The 17,080-nt window shown below is 74.7% G+C and carries 16 protein-coding genes; 8 read left to right on the forward strand and 8 right to left on the reverse strand.

Annotated elements, in window-relative coordinates; genetic code table 11:
• Nucleotides 1-33: 33 nt before the first annotated feature.
• Together ACZ6IM_RS34690 and ACZ6IM_RS34695 are read right to left on the reverse strand one after the other, a co-directional pair.
• Nucleotides 34-603: an MMPL family transporter gene (locus ACZ6IM_RS34690; protein WP_469562251.1), complete on the reverse strand. Its 570-nt coding sequence runs from the start codon at nucleotides 601-603 to the stop codon at nucleotides 34-36.
• Between the two features lie 192 nt (nucleotides 604-795).
• Nucleotides 796-1,590 carry an IclR family transcriptional regulator gene (locus ACZ6IM_RS34695; protein WP_052842294.1) on the reverse strand — a complete coding sequence of 265 codons (795 nt, stop codon included), beginning with the start codon at nucleotides 1,588-1,590 and terminating at the stop codon, nucleotides 796-798.
• Nucleotides 1,591-1,719: 129 nt separating this feature from the next.
• On the opposite strand from ACZ6IM_RS34695, the gene ACZ6IM_RS34700 reads away from it, so the two are divergent.
• Nucleotides 1,720-3,057: a 6-phospho-beta-glucosidase gene (locus tag ACZ6IM_RS34700; RefSeq protein ID WP_469562254.1), complete on the forward strand. Its 1,338-nt coding sequence runs from the start codon at nucleotides 1,720-1,722 to the stop codon at nucleotides 3,055-3,057.
• On the opposite strand, the gene ACZ6IM_RS34705 is transcribed toward ACZ6IM_RS34700, so the two are convergent.
• Nucleotides 3,050-4,192, reverse strand: a complete 1,143-nt coding sequence (locus ACZ6IM_RS34705) for an ATP-grasp domain-containing protein (protein WP_052842292.1) — start codon at nucleotides 4,190-4,192, stop codon at nucleotides 3,050-3,052. The two genes, ACZ6IM_RS34700 and ACZ6IM_RS34705, sit on opposite strands and share 8 nt — an antisense overlap.
• A gap of 221 nt (nucleotides 4,193-4,413) precedes the next feature.
• On the opposite strand from ACZ6IM_RS34705, the gene ACZ6IM_RS34710 reads away from it, so the two are divergent.
• Nucleotides 4,414-5,301, forward strand: a complete 888-nt coding sequence (locus ACZ6IM_RS34710) for a metallophosphoesterase family protein (RefSeq protein WP_052842291.1) — start codon at nucleotides 4,414-4,416, stop codon at nucleotides 5,299-5,301.
• A complete protein-coding gene (locus ACZ6IM_RS34715) occupies nucleotides 5,298-5,978 on the forward strand; it encodes a 4'-phosphopantetheinyl transferase family protein (protein ID WP_469562258.1) in 681 nt (226 codons plus the stop codon). The genes ACZ6IM_RS34710 and ACZ6IM_RS34715 overlap by 4 nt, the downstream gene beginning before the upstream one ends.
• Nucleotides 5,979-6,001: 23 nt before the next feature.
• Here ACZ6IM_RS34715 and ACZ6IM_RS34720 read toward each other — a convergent pair whose 3' ends face one another.
• Together ACZ6IM_RS34720 and ACZ6IM_RS34725 are read right to left on the reverse strand one after the other, a co-directional pair.
• Nucleotides 6,002-6,238: a hypothetical protein gene (locus tag ACZ6IM_RS34720; RefSeq protein ID WP_469562260.1), complete on the reverse strand. Its 237-nt coding sequence runs from the start codon at nucleotides 6,236-6,238 to the stop codon at nucleotides 6,002-6,004.
• 192 nt (nucleotides 6,239-6,430) lie between these two features.
• Nucleotides 6,431-7,084, reverse strand: a complete 654-nt coding sequence (locus ACZ6IM_RS34725; protein ID WP_469562262.1) for a helix-turn-helix domain-containing protein — start codon at nucleotides 7,082-7,084, stop codon at nucleotides 6,431-6,433.
• A gap of 233 nt (nucleotides 7,085-7,317) precedes the next feature.
• Between ACZ6IM_RS34725 and ACZ6IM_RS34730 the strand changes: the two genes are divergently transcribed.
• On the forward strand, nucleotides 7,318-7,977 hold the full coding sequence (locus ACZ6IM_RS34730; protein WP_052842287.1) for an MmyB family transcriptional regulator: 660 nt from the start codon (nucleotides 7,318-7,320) through the stop codon (nucleotides 7,975-7,977).
• Nucleotides 7,978-8,046: 69 nt separating this feature from the next.
• Here ACZ6IM_RS34730 and ACZ6IM_RS34735 read toward each other — a convergent pair whose 3' ends face one another.
• The 3 genes from ACZ6IM_RS34735 to ACZ6IM_RS34745 are packed head-to-tail and all read right to left on the reverse strand — an operon-like array spanning nucleotide 8,047 to nucleotide 10,225.
• Nucleotides 8,047-8,988, reverse strand: a complete 942-nt coding sequence (locus tag ACZ6IM_RS34735; protein ID WP_469562267.1) for a PDR/VanB family oxidoreductase — start codon at nucleotides 8,986-8,988, stop codon at nucleotides 8,047-8,049.
• Nucleotides 8,985-9,155 carry a hypothetical protein gene (locus ACZ6IM_RS34740; RefSeq protein ID WP_052842285.1) on the reverse strand — a complete coding sequence of 57 codons (171 nt, stop codon included), beginning with the start codon at nucleotides 9,153-9,155 and terminating at the stop codon, nucleotides 8,985-8,987. Before ACZ6IM_RS34740 ends, ACZ6IM_RS34735 begins: the two co-directional genes overlap by 4 nt.
• On the reverse strand, nucleotides 9,152-10,225 hold the full coding sequence (locus ACZ6IM_RS34745; RefSeq protein ID WP_469562272.1) for a Rieske 2Fe-2S domain-containing protein: 1,074 nt from the start codon (nucleotides 10,223-10,225) through the stop codon (nucleotides 9,152-9,154). The genes ACZ6IM_RS34740 and ACZ6IM_RS34745 overlap by 4 nt, the downstream gene beginning before the upstream one ends.
• Nucleotides 10,226-10,449: 224 nt before the next feature.
• On the opposite strand from ACZ6IM_RS34745, the gene lanKC reads away from it, so the two are divergent.
• From lanKC to ACZ6IM_RS34765, 4 genes are read left to right on the forward strand one after another with little or no spacing between them, the layout of a single operon-like run.
• Nucleotides 10,450-13,086 carry a class III lanthionine synthetase LanKC gene (lanKC, locus tag ACZ6IM_RS34750; protein WP_469562275.1) on the forward strand — a complete coding sequence of 879 codons (2,637 nt, stop codon included), beginning with the start codon at nucleotides 10,450-10,452 and terminating at the stop codon, nucleotides 13,084-13,086.
• Nucleotides 13,087-13,122: 36 nt separating this feature from the next.
• A complete protein-coding gene (gene ramS / locus ACZ6IM_RS34755) occupies nucleotides 13,123-13,251 on the forward strand; it encodes a mycelium formation morphogenetic lantipeptide SapB (protein ID WP_003972313.1) in 129 nt (42 codons plus the stop codon).
• A gap of 35 nt (nucleotides 13,252-13,286) precedes the next feature.
• Nucleotides 13,287-15,176 (forward strand): ABC transporter transmembrane domain-containing protein, encoded by a 1,890-nt coding sequence (locus ACZ6IM_RS34760; protein ID WP_469562278.1) that lies wholly within the window; start codon nucleotides 13,287-13,289, stop codon nucleotides 15,174-15,176.
• Nucleotides 15,177-15,193: 17 nt separating this feature from the next.
• The gene (locus tag ACZ6IM_RS34765; protein ID WP_469562413.1) at nucleotides 15,194-17,059 is read left to right on the forward strand and encodes an ATP-binding cassette domain-containing protein; all 1,866 of its coding nucleotides are present in this window, start codon (nucleotides 15,194-15,196) and stop codon (nucleotides 17,057-17,059) included.
• The last annotated feature ends 21 nt before the right edge of the window (nucleotides 17,060-17,080 follow it).

The raw sequence follows: 17,080 nt of genomic DNA on the forward strand, positions 1-17,080 counted from the left end.
AGGCCGCGGAGCACACCGCGACCGCGCCTTCCGTCACGCCCGCCGCCCCCGAGCCGGTGCCGATCGCCGAACCGGCCGCGTCCCAGGCCGGCCCCCCCCCCCCCCCCCCCCCCCCCCCCCCCCCCCCCCCCCCCCCCCCCCCCCCCCCCCCCCCCCCCCCCCCCCCCCCCCCCCCCCCCCCCCCCCCCCCGCCCCGCCCCCCCCCCCCCCCCCCCCCCCCCACGGCGGGGGTCTCAGCGTGCCGCGGGCTGGGGGAGTCGCAGCGGGGGACTCCTCGCGTACTGCGAACCGTTCGTGTGCCCGGCGCAGCGGCTTCGGGGCCCACCGGGCGCGCCGGCCCAGCAGCGCCGTCGTCGCCGGAACGAGCAGCATCCGGACGACCGTGGCGCCGATCAGCACCGCCAGGGTCAGGCCGAGCCCGATCTGCGGGATCGGCGAGCAGCCGCCCCTCATGAAGGCGCCGGACACCACCGCGAGGAGCAGCGCGGCGCAGGTCACCACCGGGCCGGACCGGCGCAGGCCGGTCACCACGGCCTCCCGGCCGTCGCCGGTCCGCACCCAGGCCTCGCGCATCCGGGCCAGGACGAACAGCTCGTAGTCCATGGCCAGTCGGAAGGCGATGGCGGTGATCAGCGGTGATGCCGTCAGGCTCAGCGCACCCAGCCCCTCGGCGCCGATCAGCCCGGCGGGGCCCGGTCGGCGAGCAGCTGCCGGAAGTCGACCAACTGGGCCGCCCCGCCGGTGACCTGGACCGGACGGACATGGGGGCTCCTCGGGGCGAGGGCCGTCCCAGTATCAACAGGTGTGCTCAGGCGCGTCCTCACCGGTGAGAGGGGTATTCGGGCGCCAGCCCAGGCCCCGCGAGATGCCGCGGGCCGCCAGCCGGACCGCCGGGACGAGCGTCGGCACCCGCGCGCCGGCGTACGGCACGACCACCGACACGGCCGCCGTCACGGTGCCGTCCGGGCCGTGCACCGGGGCGGCCACCGACAGGGCGTCGTCGGTGACCTGACGGTCGCTCACCGCCGCCCCGGTGCGCCGCACCTCGGCCAGCACCCGGCGCAGCCGTGCCGGGTCGGTGATCGTGTACGGGGTGAAGGAGGCGAGCGGACCGGTGCGGTACGCCTCCTGGAACTCCGGTTCGCCGTGCGCGAGCAGGGCGAGCCCGACCCCGGTGGCGTGCAGCGGCCAGCGGGCGCCGACGCGGATGTGCACGCCGACCGACGACCGCGCCGCCAGCCACTCGATGTAGACGACCTCGCCGCCGTCCCGCACCGCCAGTTGCACGTTCTCGTGGGTCGCCTCGTACAGGTCCTCCAGGTACGGCCACGCGACCTGGCGCAGCGCGAGTCCGCGCGGGGCGAGCGCGGCGATCTCCCACAGCCGCAGTCCGACGTGGTAGGCGCCCGACTCGTCCCGCTCCAGCGCACCCCACCGGGCCAGGGCGCCCACCAGCCGGTGCGCGGTGGTCAGGCTCAGCCCGGCCCGGCGGCTGATGTCCGTCAGGGACAGGGCCGGGTGCGCGTGGTCGAAGGCGGCGAGCACGGAGAGCAGCCGGTCGGGGGCGGTGGAGGCGGCGGGGGCGGTCACCGGGCCGAGGGTAGGTGCCCGCCCGGCCCCTGGACAGAGGGCGGGGCAGGCGCACGCGCGGGGGCACCCGGCCGTGCCATGATCGGCGCCGGACACAAGTGCGGCCGCGGGCGACGGAAGGGTGCGGACGTGAGGCTGACGATGCTGGGCGGCGGCGGATTCCGGGTGCCGCTCGTGTACGGGGCGCTCCTCGGGGACCGCGCCGAGGGACGCGTGACCGACGTCGTCCTGCACGACCTGGACCCGGTCCGGCTGACGGCGGTGACCCGGGTGCTGGCCGAGCAGGCGGCCGGGGTGCCCGACGCGCCGGCGGTCACCGCCACGACCGATCTCGACGAGGCCCTGCGCGGCGCGGACTTCGTGTTCTCCGCGATCCGCGTCGGCGGCCTCCAGGGACGCGCCGACGACGAACGGGTGGCGCTCGCCGAGGGAGTCCTCGGGCAGGAGACGGTCGGCGCGGGCGGCATCGCGTACGGGCTGCGGACCGTCCCGGTCGCCGTAGACATCGCCCGCCGGGTGGCCCGGCTGGCGCCGGACGCCTGGGTCATCAACTTCACCAATCCGGCGGGACTCGTCGCCGAGGCCATGTCCCGGCACCTCGGCGACCGGGTCATCGGCATCTGCGACTCGCCGGTCGGGCTCGGCCGCCGCGTCGCCCGCGTGCTGGGCGCCGACCCGGACCGCGCCTTCGTGGACTACGTCGGTCTCAACCACCTCGGCTGGCTGCGCGGCCTGCGCGTCGACGGACACGACCAGCTCCCGCGGCTGCTCGCCGACCCGGCGCTGCTCGGCTCCTTCGAGGAGGGCCGGCTCTTCGGCCCCGAGTGGCTGCGCTCCCTCGGCGCGGTCCCCAACGAGTACCTGCACTACTACTACTTCAACCGGGAGACCGTCCGCGCCTACCAGGAGGCCGACCGCACCCGCGGCGCCTTCCTGCGCGACCAGCAGGCGCGCTTCTACGACGAGATGCGCCGCCCCGGCGCCCCGGCCCTGGCCACCTGGGACCGCACCCGCGCCGAACGCGAGGCCACCTACATGGCCGAGAACCGGGAGACGGCGGGCGCGGGCGAACGCGAGGCCGAGGACCTGTCCGGCGGCTACGAGAAGGTGGCGCTCGCGCTGATGCGGGCCGTCGCCCGCGACGAACGTGCCACCCTGATCCTCAACGTCCGCAACCGCGGCACGCTGTCCGTCCTCGACCGCGACGCGGTGATCGAGGTGCCCTGCCTGGTCGACGCGAACGGCGCCCACCCGGTGGCCGTCGACCCGCTGCCGGACCACGCCACCGGCCTGGTCGGCGCGGTCAAGGGCGTCGAGCGCGACGTCCTGACCGCGGCCGAGACCGGCTCCCGCGCGGCCGCGGTACGCGCCTTCGCCCTGCACCCCCTCGTCGACTCGGTCGACGTCGCCCGCCGCCTCGTCGACGGCTACCGGGCGGTGCACCCGGGACTGGCCTACCTCAGGTGAGCCCCACCGGCGCGGAGGCCGCCGGTGCCTGCGACGCCTGCGCCGGTGCCTGGGCGGCCGCCGGGGCCGGCGCAGGAACGGCGGGGAGGTCCGTGCGCTGGTGGGGCACGGACACCGGACGCAGCGGACGCGGCCCCGAGACCACGGCGTAGTCCTGGCCCAGGAACGGCGGCTCCAGCTCACCCGGGTCGTCGCCGAGTGCCAGCCGGACCGCCGCCCACGGCACGTTGATCCCGCACAGCGCCAGCTGGTGCAGCCCGCCGGCCGGGCGGGTGTTGACGTCCATCAGGACGGGCCGGTCGCCGTACATCCGGAACTGGATGTTGGACAGGTGGTGCAGTCCGAAGGCCTCGGCGATCCGCCGCGCCGGTGCCAGCCACTGCTCGTGCAGGGTGAACCCGCGGCGGCGGCCGTTCTTGGTGCGGCCCACGGCGAGCCGGACCCGGTTGTCGGGCCCGGTGAGGCAGTCCACCGAGACCTCCGGCTGCTCCAGGCGCGGCATCACCAGCCAGTCCACGGGCTCCTCGGCCGCCCGCAGCGCCTCGACGACCAGGGGCAGCGGCACGGACGGGCTCGGGAAGCCGTTCAGGTGCGTGAGCGAGAAGGGGTCCCGGGTGACCATCCGGAAGCCCACACCGCCCGCGCCGGAGGCCGGCTTGAAGCACGCCCGGTGGCCGCCCGCCTCCAGTTCCTCCACCGCGAGGACCAGTTCGTCGGCCGTGCGCACCCGCCACCACGGCGGCACCGGCACGCCGATCGCCCGGACCGCCTCGTAGGCGATCACCTTGTCCTCGAAGAGGGCTACCGCCTCCGGCGGCGGCGCGAGCAGCGCCGTACCGGCCGCCTCGAACTCCGCGCGGTGCGCCACGAGAGCCGACTGGTGCAGCCGGGGCACGAACACGTCGATGGCACGCCGCGCGCACTGGTCCAGCGCGTACTCGACGTACCCGGCGGGGGACAGGCCCTCCGGCTCCAGCTCGGCGGTGTCCGCGGCGGCCAGCACGGGGGAGTCCGGGTCACCGTGCGTGGCATGGATCTCGACGGCCCGGTCGGCGGGATTTCTCCGCAGCTGATCCATGAAGAAGACGTTCTCCGCGTACGTGCGGTTGAGCCAGACGCGTACGGGAGAAGCCATGCAAGCCGCCTTCCAGGGTTCGCGGGCAGGGCGGAGCGGGCCGTGCCCGGCCAGGGGTTTGGAGGGACACCGAGCCGCTCTGCGGGAAAGGAGAGTCGTGGCGGTGGTGTTGGGGCGATCATAGGGGTACGCGCGGCCCCGGGCGCAACGAGCGTCACACGGACGGCCGGGGCGGGGCTGTGATGTCGTGACGTCGAAGGTGTGTCCGGAAGGGGTGGGGGATGACGAGGAGGGCCGGTGCTCCGGGGACGCTGTGGGCCATCAGCGATCTGCACATCGGTTACGAGGAGAACCGGGCCCTGGTCGAGCGGACGCACCCCGAGTCCGACGACGACTGGCTCCTGGTGGCCGGTGACGTGGCCGAGACCGTCGCCGACATCCGCTGGGCGCTGGGGACCCTCGCGGAGCGCTTCCGCCGGGTCGTCTGGGTCCCGGGCAACCACGAACTGTGGACGCACCCCAGGGACACGGTCGCCCTGCGGGGCGTCGCCCGCTACGAGCACCTCGTCGAGATGTGCCGGGAACTGGGCGTGACCACCCCCGAGGACCCCTACCCGGTGTGGGAGGGCGCGGGCGGCCCGGCGGTCGTCGCACCGCTCTTCCTGCTCTACGACTACTCGTTCCTGCCCGCGGGATGCGCGACCAAGGCCGAAGGACTGGAGTACGCGCAGGGCACCGGCGTCGTGTGCAGCGACGAGTACCTGCTGCACCCCGATCCCCATCCCAGCCGTGAGGCCTGGTGCCGGGCGCGGGTCGAGGAGACCGAGCGCAGGCTCGCCGAGATCCCCGCGGACCTGCCGACGATCCCCGTCAACCACTATCCGCTGCACCGGCACCCCACCGACGTCCTGTGGTACCCCGAGTTCGCCATGTGGTGCGGCACCTCGCTGACCGCCGACTGGCACCGCAGGTTCCGGGTCGACACCATGGTCTACGGGCACCTGCACATCCCGCGTACCACCTGGCACGAGGGGGTCCGCTTCGAGGAGGTGTCGGTGGGCTATCCCCGCGAGTGGCGCAAGCGGCCCGGGCCGCCCGGGCAACTGCGCCGCATCCTGCCGTCGACGCGGACGCCCACCGCCCCGTCGCGCCAGGAGGTGCCCCGGTGATCGAGGAACTGCTGCCCGACACGGTCGTCGCCGTGGAGGCCTTCGGCCACGACGCCGCCGGTCACCTGCCCCTCTACCCGGAGGAGGAGGAGATCGTCGCGCGGGCGGTCGCCAAGCGGCGCCGGGAGTTCACCGTCGTGCGGTCCTGCGCCCGCCGGGCCATGGAGAAGCTCGGCGTGCCCCCGCAGCCCGTGCCGACCGGTGAGCGCGGGGCCCCGCGCTGGCCGGACGGCGTCGCCGGCAGCATGACCCACTGCGACGGCTACTGCGCCGCCGCCCTGGTCCGACTGACCGACCTGGCCTCCCTCGGCATCGACGCCGAGCCCGACGGGCCGCTCCCGAACGGCGTCCTCAAGTCCATCGCCCTGCCCGCCGAGGCGGCCCGCCTGCGGCGACTGGACGAGGCGCGGCCCGGCATCCACTGGGACCGGTTGCTGTTCAGTGCCAAGGAGTCGGTCTACAAGGCGTGGTTCCCCCTCACCGGGCAGTGGCTGGACTTCGCCGAGGCGGACATCGAGCTCTCCGTGGACCCGGTCGACCCGCGCCGCGGCACCCTGCACGCCGCCCTCCTGGTGCCGGGACCGACCGTGGAGGGCAGGCGCCTGAGCCACTTCGACGGCCGCTGGAATGCCCGGGAGGGCCTGGTCGCCACGGCGATCGCGGTCCCCCGCCCCTGACGGCGACCAGGCCGCCCGCCTCGTCAGGGACGCGGGCACCAGTCCCGCAACAGCCGGAAGAACGCCTCCTCGTTCCCCGTCAGTCCCGCGGCCCGCAGGGCCTGCTCCGCCTCGGCCAGCACGGACGGCGGGACGACGGGCGGCCGGGGCGGGCAGTCCGGACCCGCGCCGGTGTCGAAACCGGCCCGCACGGTGTGCAGGAGCCGCAGGTAGGCCTGGACGGCGGTGCGTTCGTGGTCGGTCAGTACGGCGGTGGTCATCGGTCGGCTCTCCCCACAACGACGTCAGCGGTCACGCGCCCCCGCACGGCGGCGGCACCCTCCCAGCTTGCCGTCCCCCACTGACAATCCCGTCCGGCCGCGCCCCGTCTCCCGCTCCCACCGCACCGTTGGGAGCGGGCACTTGCTCGCCGTGCCCGGTGACCGGGCCGCGGCCGAGGCACGTCCAGGGGCTCAGGACTCGGGCCGCTTGACGCTCTCCAGGAGCATGTCCAGCCACTCGGCGACCTTGTCGCGGTGCTGGTCGGTGGGCAGTTGCGCGGCCCGCCAGGCGATGCCGCGCACGCCGTGGTCCTGGAGCAGCCGCTCCAGCGGGTCGTCGGCGGAGGCCGCCTCCCGCTCCCGGTCGGCGAGTTGCTGGAGCAGTTCCTGCTCGGTGCGCTGGAGGGCGCCCGCGAGCGCCTCGGGGTCCTCGGCGGTGAGGAATCCGGCGTGCACCCGGAAGAAGCGCTGGATGGCGTCGCAGTGCTCCATGGTGGGGCGCCGGTCGCCGTTGATGAGGGCGCCGGCCTGCTGCCGCGACATCCCGGCGCCGTCGGCTATCTCCTGCTGGGTGTACTTGCGGCCGTTCGGCTTCAGCCGGGTACGGCGCAGCAGGTCCAGGCGTTGCACGAACCTGGTCTGGACATCGGGCTCCCCTGCCGGACGGCCGCCGAGCAGGGCTCCGACGACGGACTCGGGAACCCCGGAGGCGGCGGACAGCCGGCCGACGTCGAAGATCTCGCCGTGCGGCACGCCGAGCCGGTCCGCGAGTGCGCCGACCCGGGCGACGACGGCGGTCAGCGTGGTGGCCGGCATGGTGCCCGGACCTTCGAAGCCACCCGTCACCGACTGCTCTCCTACGTCTCTCACAGGCCTCACAGGCTTCTCACAAGCAGTTGCCGTGAACTTCCCGGAGAGTAGCCTGCCGCTCGAACTCACATCCAGGCATCGCCACAACTGTGGCCTATTTCAGCCGTCAACAGGCACGAAATGCCACGATAGTTGACACGCCTCGCTCCGGGGCGCCAGGATGCGGGACGCCGCGAGAAGGCCGCATAGGCAAGAGGGGTGACCTCCCGATGGCATTTCAGGCAGGAGGGCAGCGGTCGGCGCCGCGGCCCGCCCCCGCGACCCCCGAGGCCCAGGCATATCTCCAGGACTACACCACGCTCCTGGAGGCCGTCCCCTTTCCCTCTCTCGTCGTCGACCACCGTTGGGACGTGGTGCTGGCCAACGGCGCCTTCCGGACACTCTTCCAGGGCGCGGGACCGCATCCGACGGCCATGCCGGACGACAACTTCCTCAGGTTCGTCCTCTTCCACCCCGACGCCGCCACGGTCCTCGGCGAGCACGAGTCGAGCTGGTGCCTGCCCATGCTGGCGCACTTCGCCGACACCCTGGAGCGGTACGGCCACGATCCCGGCCTCCAGGCGGTCCGCCGGGACATCGCCCAGGACCCGATCATGGAGGCCGCCTACCGCCAGGGCCTGCCGCACTGGATCCGTGCCGTCGGCGACCGGGCCGTCGAACACGACGGCGCCGTACGGCCGCTGCACCACCCCGACCCGCGCCGGGGCACCACCGAGTGCCGGGTCGTGGTCGAGACACCCCGGGCCCTGCGGGAGCTGGGCTACACCCGGCTGACGCTGGTCCTGCGGGAACCGCGCCGTACCGCGCACCGGTCGCCGCGTGCCCGCCGCGCCCCCTCCCACCTCAGAGTCGTCCCCGCCGCCGAGTGACCGGCACGTGGGTGCCCGGCTCCGCGGAGCGCGGAGCCACGTCGTGACCGGGACTGCGCCGCCGCGGAGTCAGAGGTCCAGCACGAGCCGCGGGCCGCGGCACCGCGACACACAGACGAGCATCGTCTCCCCGGCGGCCCGCTCCTCCTCGGTGAGCACCGAGTCCCGGTGGTCCGGTTCCCCCTCGACGACCTCGGTCTCACACGTCCCGCAGGTGCCCTCCGCGCAGGAGTACAGCACCTCGACGCCCGCTTCGCGGACCGCGGCCAGGACCGAGACGCCGGGCGGGACGGCGACCGTACGGCCGCTGCGCGCGAGCACGACCTCGAACTCCGCCTCCGCCGCGGCCTGCGCGGCGGCCTCCTTCGGGCGGAACCGCTCCACGCGCAGGCACCCGGCCGGGCAGCGCGCCTCGACGGCGTCCAGCAGCGGACCCGGCCCGCAGCAGTAGACGAGGGTGTCCGCCGGCAGGCCGTCGAACACGGGGGCCAGGTCCAGCAGTCCCGACTCGTCCTCGGGGACGAGCGTCACCCGGTCCCCGTACCGCGCCAGCTCCCCGGTGAACGCCAGGCCGGCCCGGGTCCGCCCGCCGTACAGCAGGCTCCACTCGGCGCCCGCCTCCTCGACGGCGGTCAGCATCGGCAGGATCGGGGTGATGCCGATGCCGCCGGCGACGAAACGGTAGCGGGACGCGCGCTCCAGCCGGAAGTTGTTGCGCGGGCCGCGCACCCGGACCTTGTCCCCGGTCCGCAACTCCCCGTGGACGTAGGCGGAGCCGCCGCGCCCGTCCCGCTCGCGCAGCACCGCGATCCGCCACACCGCCCGGTCGGCCGGGTCGCCGCACAGCGAGTACTGACGCTCCAGACCGGCGCCGAGGACCACGTCGATGTGGGCTCCGGGCTCCCAGGCGGGGAGCGGTTCGTCCAGCGGATGGCGCAGGGTGAGGACGAGCACGCCGTCGGCCGCGGTCTCCCGGCGGTCGACGACGAGTTCGGCTTCGTAGCGGGTCATGAACCGTCCCCGGGCAGATCGTGTCCTTGCGGGTGGGCGAGCATCCAGTCCCACATCGCGACGGGGTCCACCGCGGTGTGTTCGGCGCCGCAGTGGCAGGTGCCGTGCAGGGTGTCGGTGCCGGGCAGCCAGTCGACGCGGTAGACCTCGCCGGTACGCCCGCTCACCGGGCCACCCGCGGCTCGGTCCCGGCGCCCTCCTCGACCAGCCGGGCCAGGATGCGGCGGGCGGCCAGCCCGCCGGTGTCGATGTTGATGCTCAGCTCCTGGTAGCCGGTGCGCTCACTGCCGAGCGTGCGCTGGAGCAGGTTGAGCGCGTCGACGTCCTGCATGACGACCGTCCGGTTGTTCTTGTACAGGAACTCGGTGACCTCGGCGTCGTCCGTCGCCCAGTCCCGGGAGACCGCCCAGAAGTCGTACACCTTCCCGTCGCCGGACGGCGTGATGGCGTAGGTGATCTCGGTGTGGAAACCGTCCGGGTCGCCGCCGTCGGGCGCGGGCAGGGTGCCGGCCGGCGCGACCCTGCTGTGCAGCACGTACAGGCAGGGCGCGTGGTACTCGATGTCCTGCCAGCGGTCGATGCGCCCGCTGATGCCGGTGGACCGGGCGTAGAACGGCGGGCACTGGGCGTCGTCCATGTGCCGGCTCACCCGGACGATCCCGGCGCCCTCGTCGACCTCGGTGGTGATCGGCGTCTCGGCGACCTCGGGCGTGCCGATGTAACCGCCGTGCAGATACGTCTCGTGGGACAGGTCGAGGAGGTTGTCGACCAGCAGCCCGTAGTCCGCGTCGATCGGCTCCATGCCCCGCACCGTGACCCAGCCCGCCGCGTCCAGGTGCCGGGCCCGCGGCACGGCCTCGGGGTCGGCCAGCGCGGGATCGCCGATCCACACCCACACCAGGGAGTCCCGCTCGGCCACCGGGTAGGAGGCGACCCGGGCGGTGCGCGGGACCCGCTTCTGGCCCGGCACGTACACACAGGTGCCGGTCGTGTCGTAGGTGAACCCGTGGTAGCCGCACACGATCCGGTCCCCGTCCAGCCGCGTCGGCGCCTCGGACAGCGGATAGCGGCGGTGCACACATCGGTCGTGCAGGACGACCGGGCTCCCGTCCTCCTCGGCGCGGTAGAGAACGAGCGGCTCCCCGAGGACCGTACGGCCCAGCAACTCGCGCCCCACCTCGTGACTGTAGGCGGCGACGTACCACTGGTTCCTGGCGAAGGCGGTCATGTGCGGCATGCGCGGCTCCCGTCGTCGTTGACGTCGTGTGGTCACACCATCGCCACGCCGCCCGGCCCCGGCAACAGGACTTCCGCCCGGCGGAAATCTCCCGCTCGGGCCTCCTCCTCCCGCGAAGTTACCCGTGCGTTCCGCACGTCGGAGTGATGACAGCGGCAACTGTGCGGGGCTGTACGCCGCGTGACAGCGTCGCCTCTGTCAGCGACCGGTGGGAGGGAGTACGCGTGAACAAGGGCTATGCCGTGTACTGCGACGCGGACCCGTACTTCTACGACGCCCCGCACCGCACGGCCGACCGGACCGGCGCACCGCGCTCCCGGTACGCCGCGGCCTCCCGGCCGGTGCCGGACGGATGGCAGCGCCACGAGAGCGGGGACTGGCTCGCGCTGCGCCCGGTCGACGCCGATCTGCCCGCGCAGGGGTGGAAGATCCATGTCTCCGCCTGCCTCGACAACGCGGAGTCCGTGCTCGACCGCGTGTGGCGGTACTGCGTCGCCGGCGGTACGGCCTTCAAGTTCGTGCCCAGCCGCTATCTGCTGCACCAGCGCAACGCCAAGTACGCGGACCGGGCCGGCAGCGGCAAGTTCGTCACCGTGTACCCGGCCGACGAGGCGGAGTGCGAACGACTCGCGGGGGAGCTGTCCGACCTGCTGGCCGGCGAGCCCGGCCCGCACATCCTGAGTGACCTGCGCATCGGCGACGGCCCCGTGCACGTCCGCTTCGGCGGCTTCACCCGGCGCGACTGCTACGACGCGGACGGGCAGCTGAGGCCTGCCGTGACCGGTCCCGACGGTGTGCTGGTGCCCGACCTGCGCGGCCCGGTCTTCCGCGTCCCGGAGTGGGTCGAGCCGCCCGCCTTCCTCCGTCCGCACCTCGACGCCCGCTCCGCGGTGACGGTGAGCGGCCTGCCCTACACCGTCGAGTCGGCGCTGCACTTCTCCAACGGCGGTGGCGTCTACCTCGCCCGTGACACCCGCACCGGTGACCGGGTCGTCCTCAAGGAGGCCCGTCCGCACGCCGGTCTGGCGGCCGACGGGGCCGACGCCGTGACCCGGCTGCACCGCGAACGCCGGGCGCTGGAACGGCTGTCGGGCCTCGACTGCACGCCCGAGGTGCTGGACCACCGCACGGTCGGGGAGCATCACTTCCTCGTCCTGGAGTACATCGACGGCAAGCCGCTCAACACCTTCTTCGCCCGCCGCCACCCGCTCATCGAGGCCGACCCGGGGGAGCGGAGACTGGCCGAGTACACCGCCTGGGCCCTCGACGTCCACGCACGGGTGGAACACGCTCTCGCGGAGGTCCACGCGCGCGGTGTGGTCTTCAACGACCTGCATCTGTTCAACATCATGGTCCGGGACGACGACAGCGTCGCCCTGCTGGACTTCGAGGCCGCCCACGACGTCGACGGACCCGGCCGGCAGACGGTGGCGAACCCCGGGTTCGTGGCGCCCTCCGACCGGCGCGGCGTGGCGGTGGACCGGTACGCGCTGGCGTGTCTGCGGCTCGCGCTGTTCCTCCCGCTCACCAGTCTGCTGGCCGTCGACCGGCACAAGGCGGCGCACCTCGCCCAGGTGGTGGCCGAGCAGTTCCCGGTGGACCGGGCCTTCCTGGACGCGGCGGTCGACGAGATCACGCGCGTCGACGGGGCCCCGGCCGTACGGCGGTCCGCGCAGTCGGCGGCACCGTCGGCCGCCGGGCCGGTGCGGCCGGACGACTGGCCGGACAGCCGGGACTCCATGGCCGCGGCGATCCGCGCCTCCGCGACGCCGTCCCGCACCGACCGCCTCTTCCCGGGGGACATCGCGCAGTTCGCCACGGCGGGCGGCGGGCTGGCCTTCGGCCACGGTGCGGCGGGAGTGCTGTACGCCCTCGCCGAGAGCGGGGCCGGACGGGACGAGGACGGCGAGCAGTGGCTGCTGGAGCGGACCAAGCAACCGCCGTCGGGCATGCCGCTGGGCTTCCACGACGGGCTGGCCGGAATCGCCTGGACCCTGGAGCGTCTCGGCCATCGCGACCGCGCCCTCGACCTCACCGAACTCCTCCTCGACCAGCCCCTGGACCACCTGGGCCCGGACCTGCACGGCGGCACCGCGGGTCTCGGCCTGGCCCTGGACTCGCTGGCCGCCGCCACCGGTCAGGACGCGCTCCGCACGGCGGCGCTGCGCTGCGCCGAACTGACCGCCGACGGTGTGCCGGACGACCGCGTGCCGGCCGACCGTGTGAGCCGGGGCCGCTTCCGGGCCGGGCTGCTGTACGGCGGCGCCGGACGAGCCCTGTTCTTCCTGCGCCTGTTCGAACGCACCCGGGACTCCGCCCTCCTCGACCTCGCCCGCGACGCGCTGCGCCAGGACCTCGCCCGCTGTGTGCGCGGCGCGGGCGGCGCGCTGCAGGTCGACGAGGGCTGGCGCACCATGCCCTACCTGGGCGCCGGCAGCGTGGGCATCGGCATGGTGCTGGACGACTACCTGGTCCACCGGGCGGACGAGGAGTTCGCGCGGGCCAGGAACGAGATCGTGGCCGCGGCCCAGGCGATGTTCTACGCCCAGCCGGGCCTCTACCGCGGCGTGGCCGGAATGGTCCTGTACCTGGGCCGCACCACGGCCACGGAGCCCGGCGCGGGCCCGGAGGCGGTACGGCGCCAACTCGACGCCCTGTCCTGGCACGCCATGTCCTACCGCGACCGGCTCGCCTTCCCGGGCGAGCAGATGATGCGCCTGTCCATGGACCTCTCCACCGGAACGGCCGGATGCCTGCTGGCCGTCGCCTCCGTCCTCGGCGACACGCCCGTCGGACTGCCGTTCCTGCCGCCGCAGCGCCCGAGCGGCGGCCCCCTGACCCGGCCCCACCCGGGGTCGTGAGAAGAGCACACCCGTTGCCGTACGAAGGGAAGAGTCATGAACCTGTTCGACCTGCAGTCGATGGAGACCCCGAAGGAAGAGGCCATGGGGGACGTCGAGACCGGTAGCCGCGCGAGCCTCCTGCTCTGCGGCGACAGCAGCCTGAGCATCACCACCTGTAACTGAGGCGGGAGTTCACGGCCGCGGTGACGTGGTGAGCCATGTCGCCGGGCGCGGGCGCCCCGGGTTCCGTCCCGGGGCGCCCGCGCCTTCCCGCCCGGGACCTACGGAGGATTTCGCTGGTGCGAACGAGCAGGTCCGCGGCCCGGCCGGCACCCGGGAGGCGGAACGGGACCGACGACGCGGCGCCCGGGCGCGCGCTGGAAGCGCTGGTGCTGCTGTGCTCGGTCGCGGCGGCCGCGACGGCCGTGGCACAGCCCCTGGTCCTCGGCTGCACACTGGATCTGCTGCTGCGCGACGGCGACGCGGGCCGGTGGCTGGCGCTGAGCGCCGGGCTGCTGCTGGGCGAACTGGTGCTGGACAGCGCGACCGCACTCTTCACCGGCCGCTGCAACGCCACCTGGACGGCGTCCGTCCGCATCCGTGCCCTGCGCGGACTGCTGCGCGCCGCACCCGAGCACGCGCGGCCGCATCCGCCGGGCGACGTCGGGACCCGGCTGACCCTCAACGCCGCGGACGCGGGCGGTGCCCCGGCGGCCCGGGCGGCGCTGGCGGCCTCACTGATCACCCCGCTGGGTGCGCTCGTGGCGCTGGCCCTCGTCGACGTGTGGGTGGCGCTCTGCGTGCTGACCGGGCTGCCCGCCCTGGCGCTGCTGCTGCGTTCCTTCGCCCGCGACACGGGCACCACGGTCGCCGCCTACCAGCGCACACAGTCCCTGATCGCCTCGCGGCTGCTCGAAGCCCTGGACGGCGCGGACACGATCGGCGCCGCGGGAACCGGCGAACGGGAGCGCGCCCGCATCCTGGCACCGCTGGCCGAACTGGCCGCCCAGGGACGGCACATGTGGGCGCTGCACGGACGGGCGCTCGGCAGGAGCGGTGTCCTGGTCCCGCTGCTGACGCTGGTGGCCACCGCCGTCGGCGGGCTGCGTCTGGCGGCCGGGGAACTGAGCGTGGGGGACCTGCTCGCCGTCGGCCGGTACGCGCAGCTCACCGCCGGTGTCGGCGCGGCGGCGTCCCTGCTGGGGGCGATCGTACGAGCCCGCGAGGCCCGGAGCCGGACCCTGGAGCTGGAACGCATGCCCGCGCTTTCGTACGGCACGCGGCGGCTGCCTCCGGGCGGTCCCGGAGAGCTGCGGCTGCTCGGCGTGCGGGTGCTGCGCGACGGCAGGCAGGTGCTGCGCGCCGACCATGTGCGGGTGCCGGGCGGCAGCACGGTCGCGGTGGTCGGCCGCGGCGGCGCGGGCAAGTCCGTCCTGGCGGCGGTGGCCGGACGGCTGATCGACCCGGACGAGGGACACGTACTGCTGGACGGCGTCCGGCTCGACAGCCTGACGCGCGAGGCGCTGCGCACCGAGGTGGCCCACGCCTTCGAACGCCCCGTACTGGGGGAGGGCACGGTCGCGGAGGCGATCGCCACCGGGGCTCGGCGGCCGTCGCGTGAGCGGGTACGGCGGGCGGCCGGCGCGGCGGGAGCCGACGGCTTCGTACGCCGGTTGCCCCACGGCTACGACACCCCGCTGCCGGAGGCACCCCTCTCGGGCGGGGAACACCAGCGGCTCGGACTGGCGCGGGCCTTCGCGCACGCCGGGCGGCTGCTGGTGATGGACGACGCCACGTCCAGTCTGGACACGGCCACGGAGCACGAGGTGGACCTGGCGCTGCGCCGCTCGGTGCGGCCGGGGACCAGGCTCGTGGTCGCGCATCGGCCCTCGGTCGCGGACCGGGCCGACCTGGTGCTCTGGCTGGAGGAGGGAGAAGTGCGCGCCGTCGGGACCCACCGCGAGCTGTGGCACACGGCCGGGTACCGGGCGGTTTTCGGCGCCGACACCGACACCGACACCGACACCGACGCCGGCACCGACGGCAGTGGCAGTGGCAGTGGTACGAGGGCCGCACCCGGCCCCGAACCAGAGGAGGTGCGTCCGTGACGGCCGCCGGTCACCGCATCGCGCAGGCACCGGACGACGAACGGCCCCGGGACGCCGGGGCCGGGGCGTTGCGCCGCCTCGCGCCCCCGGCGCGTCGCTTCCTCGCCCACCGCAAAGGCGTGCTGGTACGGCTGGCGCTGTGGTCACTGGCCGAGTCCGGGCAGGCCTTCCTGGTGGGCTACGGCGTCGCCCGCTCCGTCGACGAGGGCTTCCTCGCCGGGGACCCGGTCCGTGGGCTGCTGTGGCTCGGGGTCGCGCTGGTCGCGGTACTGTCCGGCGCCCCTGTCGTCCGGGGCGTGTTCGCACAGCTCGCCGGGGTGACCGAGCCGCTGCGCGACGGTCTGGTGCGGCGCGCGGTCGACCGGTCCATGGCCCGGGCGGCGCCGGGCGGGCCCGGCAGGACGGACCGGGCGGCCGTCTCGCGGCTGACAAACCAGGTCGAGATCGCCCGGGACAGCTTCGCCGGTCTCGTCCTCACCCTGCGGTCCTTCGTCTTCACGGCCGCCGGCGCACTGCTCGGCCTGCTGTCCCTGCACCCCGCCCTCCTCGTGGTGGTCCTGCCCCCGCTGGCGGCCGGACTCGCCCTGTTCCTGGTCACGCTGCGACCCATGGCGACCGCCCAGCGCCGCGCCCTGGCGGCCGACGAAGCACTGGGCGACCACGCTGCGCGCGCACGGGCGGCCCTGCGGGACCTCACCGCCTGCGGGACCGGGCCCGGGGTGGAGCGACGTGGCGCCGACCTGGTCGCGGAAGCCGCCGCGGCGGCCCGGGCGCTGGCCGGATGGGCGGCGGTGCGCACGGCGGCGCTCGGCGTCGCGGGCCATCTTCCCGTGCTGGCGCTGCTGGTTGCGGTGGACTGGCTGCGCGGGCGAGGCGTGAGCGCGGGCGCGCTGCTGGGCGCGTTCACCTACCTCGTCCAGTCGCTGCTGCCCGCCCTGCACACCCTGATGACCGCGCTGGGCGCGGCCGGGTCCCGGCTGCTGGTCGTCCTCGACCGGATCCTCGGCCAGGAGCAGGAGCAGGAGCAGGAGCAGGAGCAGGAGCAGGAGCAGGAGCAGGAGCAGGAGCAGGAGCCGAAGCGGGGGCGGAAGCCGGAGCCGAGCACCACGGGCGCCCCGGGAGCGGCGACTGTCGCAGCGGGCGTCGCCATCCCGGTCCCGGCGGTGGAACTGCGCTCCGTCACCCTGTCCTACGGCGTCCGCGCCGAGCCCGTGCTCGACTCGCTCGACCTGCGCGTCGCGCCGGGTGAACACCTCGCCGTCGTCGGACCGAGCGGCATCGGCAAGTCGACCCTCACCCGCCTCGTCGCGGGGACGCTCGGGCCGAGCCGCGGCGAGGTGCGCGTGGCCGGCCGCGTGGTGACGGGGCGCCCCGCCGCCGAGCTGGCGGCACTGCGGGTACTGGTCCCGCAGGAGGCATACGTGTTCTCCGGCACCGTCGGCGACAACCTCGCGTACCTGAGGACGGACGCGTGCCGTGACGAACTGGACGCGGCGGTCGGGGCGTTCGGCCTGCGGGCCCTGGTCGAAGGGCTCGGCGGCCTGGGCGGCACGGTCCGTCCCGCCGAACTCTCACCTGGGGAGAGGCAGTTGATCGCACTGGTCCGTGCCCACCTGTCGCCCGCCCCGCTGCTGCTGCTCGACGAGGCCACCTGCCATCTCGACCCCGCGTCCGAGGCCCGCGCGGAGGAGAACCTCGCGAGGCGGCCCGGAACACTGCTCGTGGTGGCGCACCGGCTGTCCTCGGCCGTCCGTGCCGACCGGATCCTGGTACTGGACGGCGTACGGGCGGAGTGCGGCACGCACGACGAACTGCTCAGCCGTTCGCCCCTCTACCGGGATCTGACGGGCCACTGGCACGTGGGGCCGCCTCGCCGGCCCTGACCGCGGCCCGTCCTTCGGTGC

The sequence above is a fragment of the Streptomyces sp. NPDC042336 genome (genome assembly GCF_055581985.1).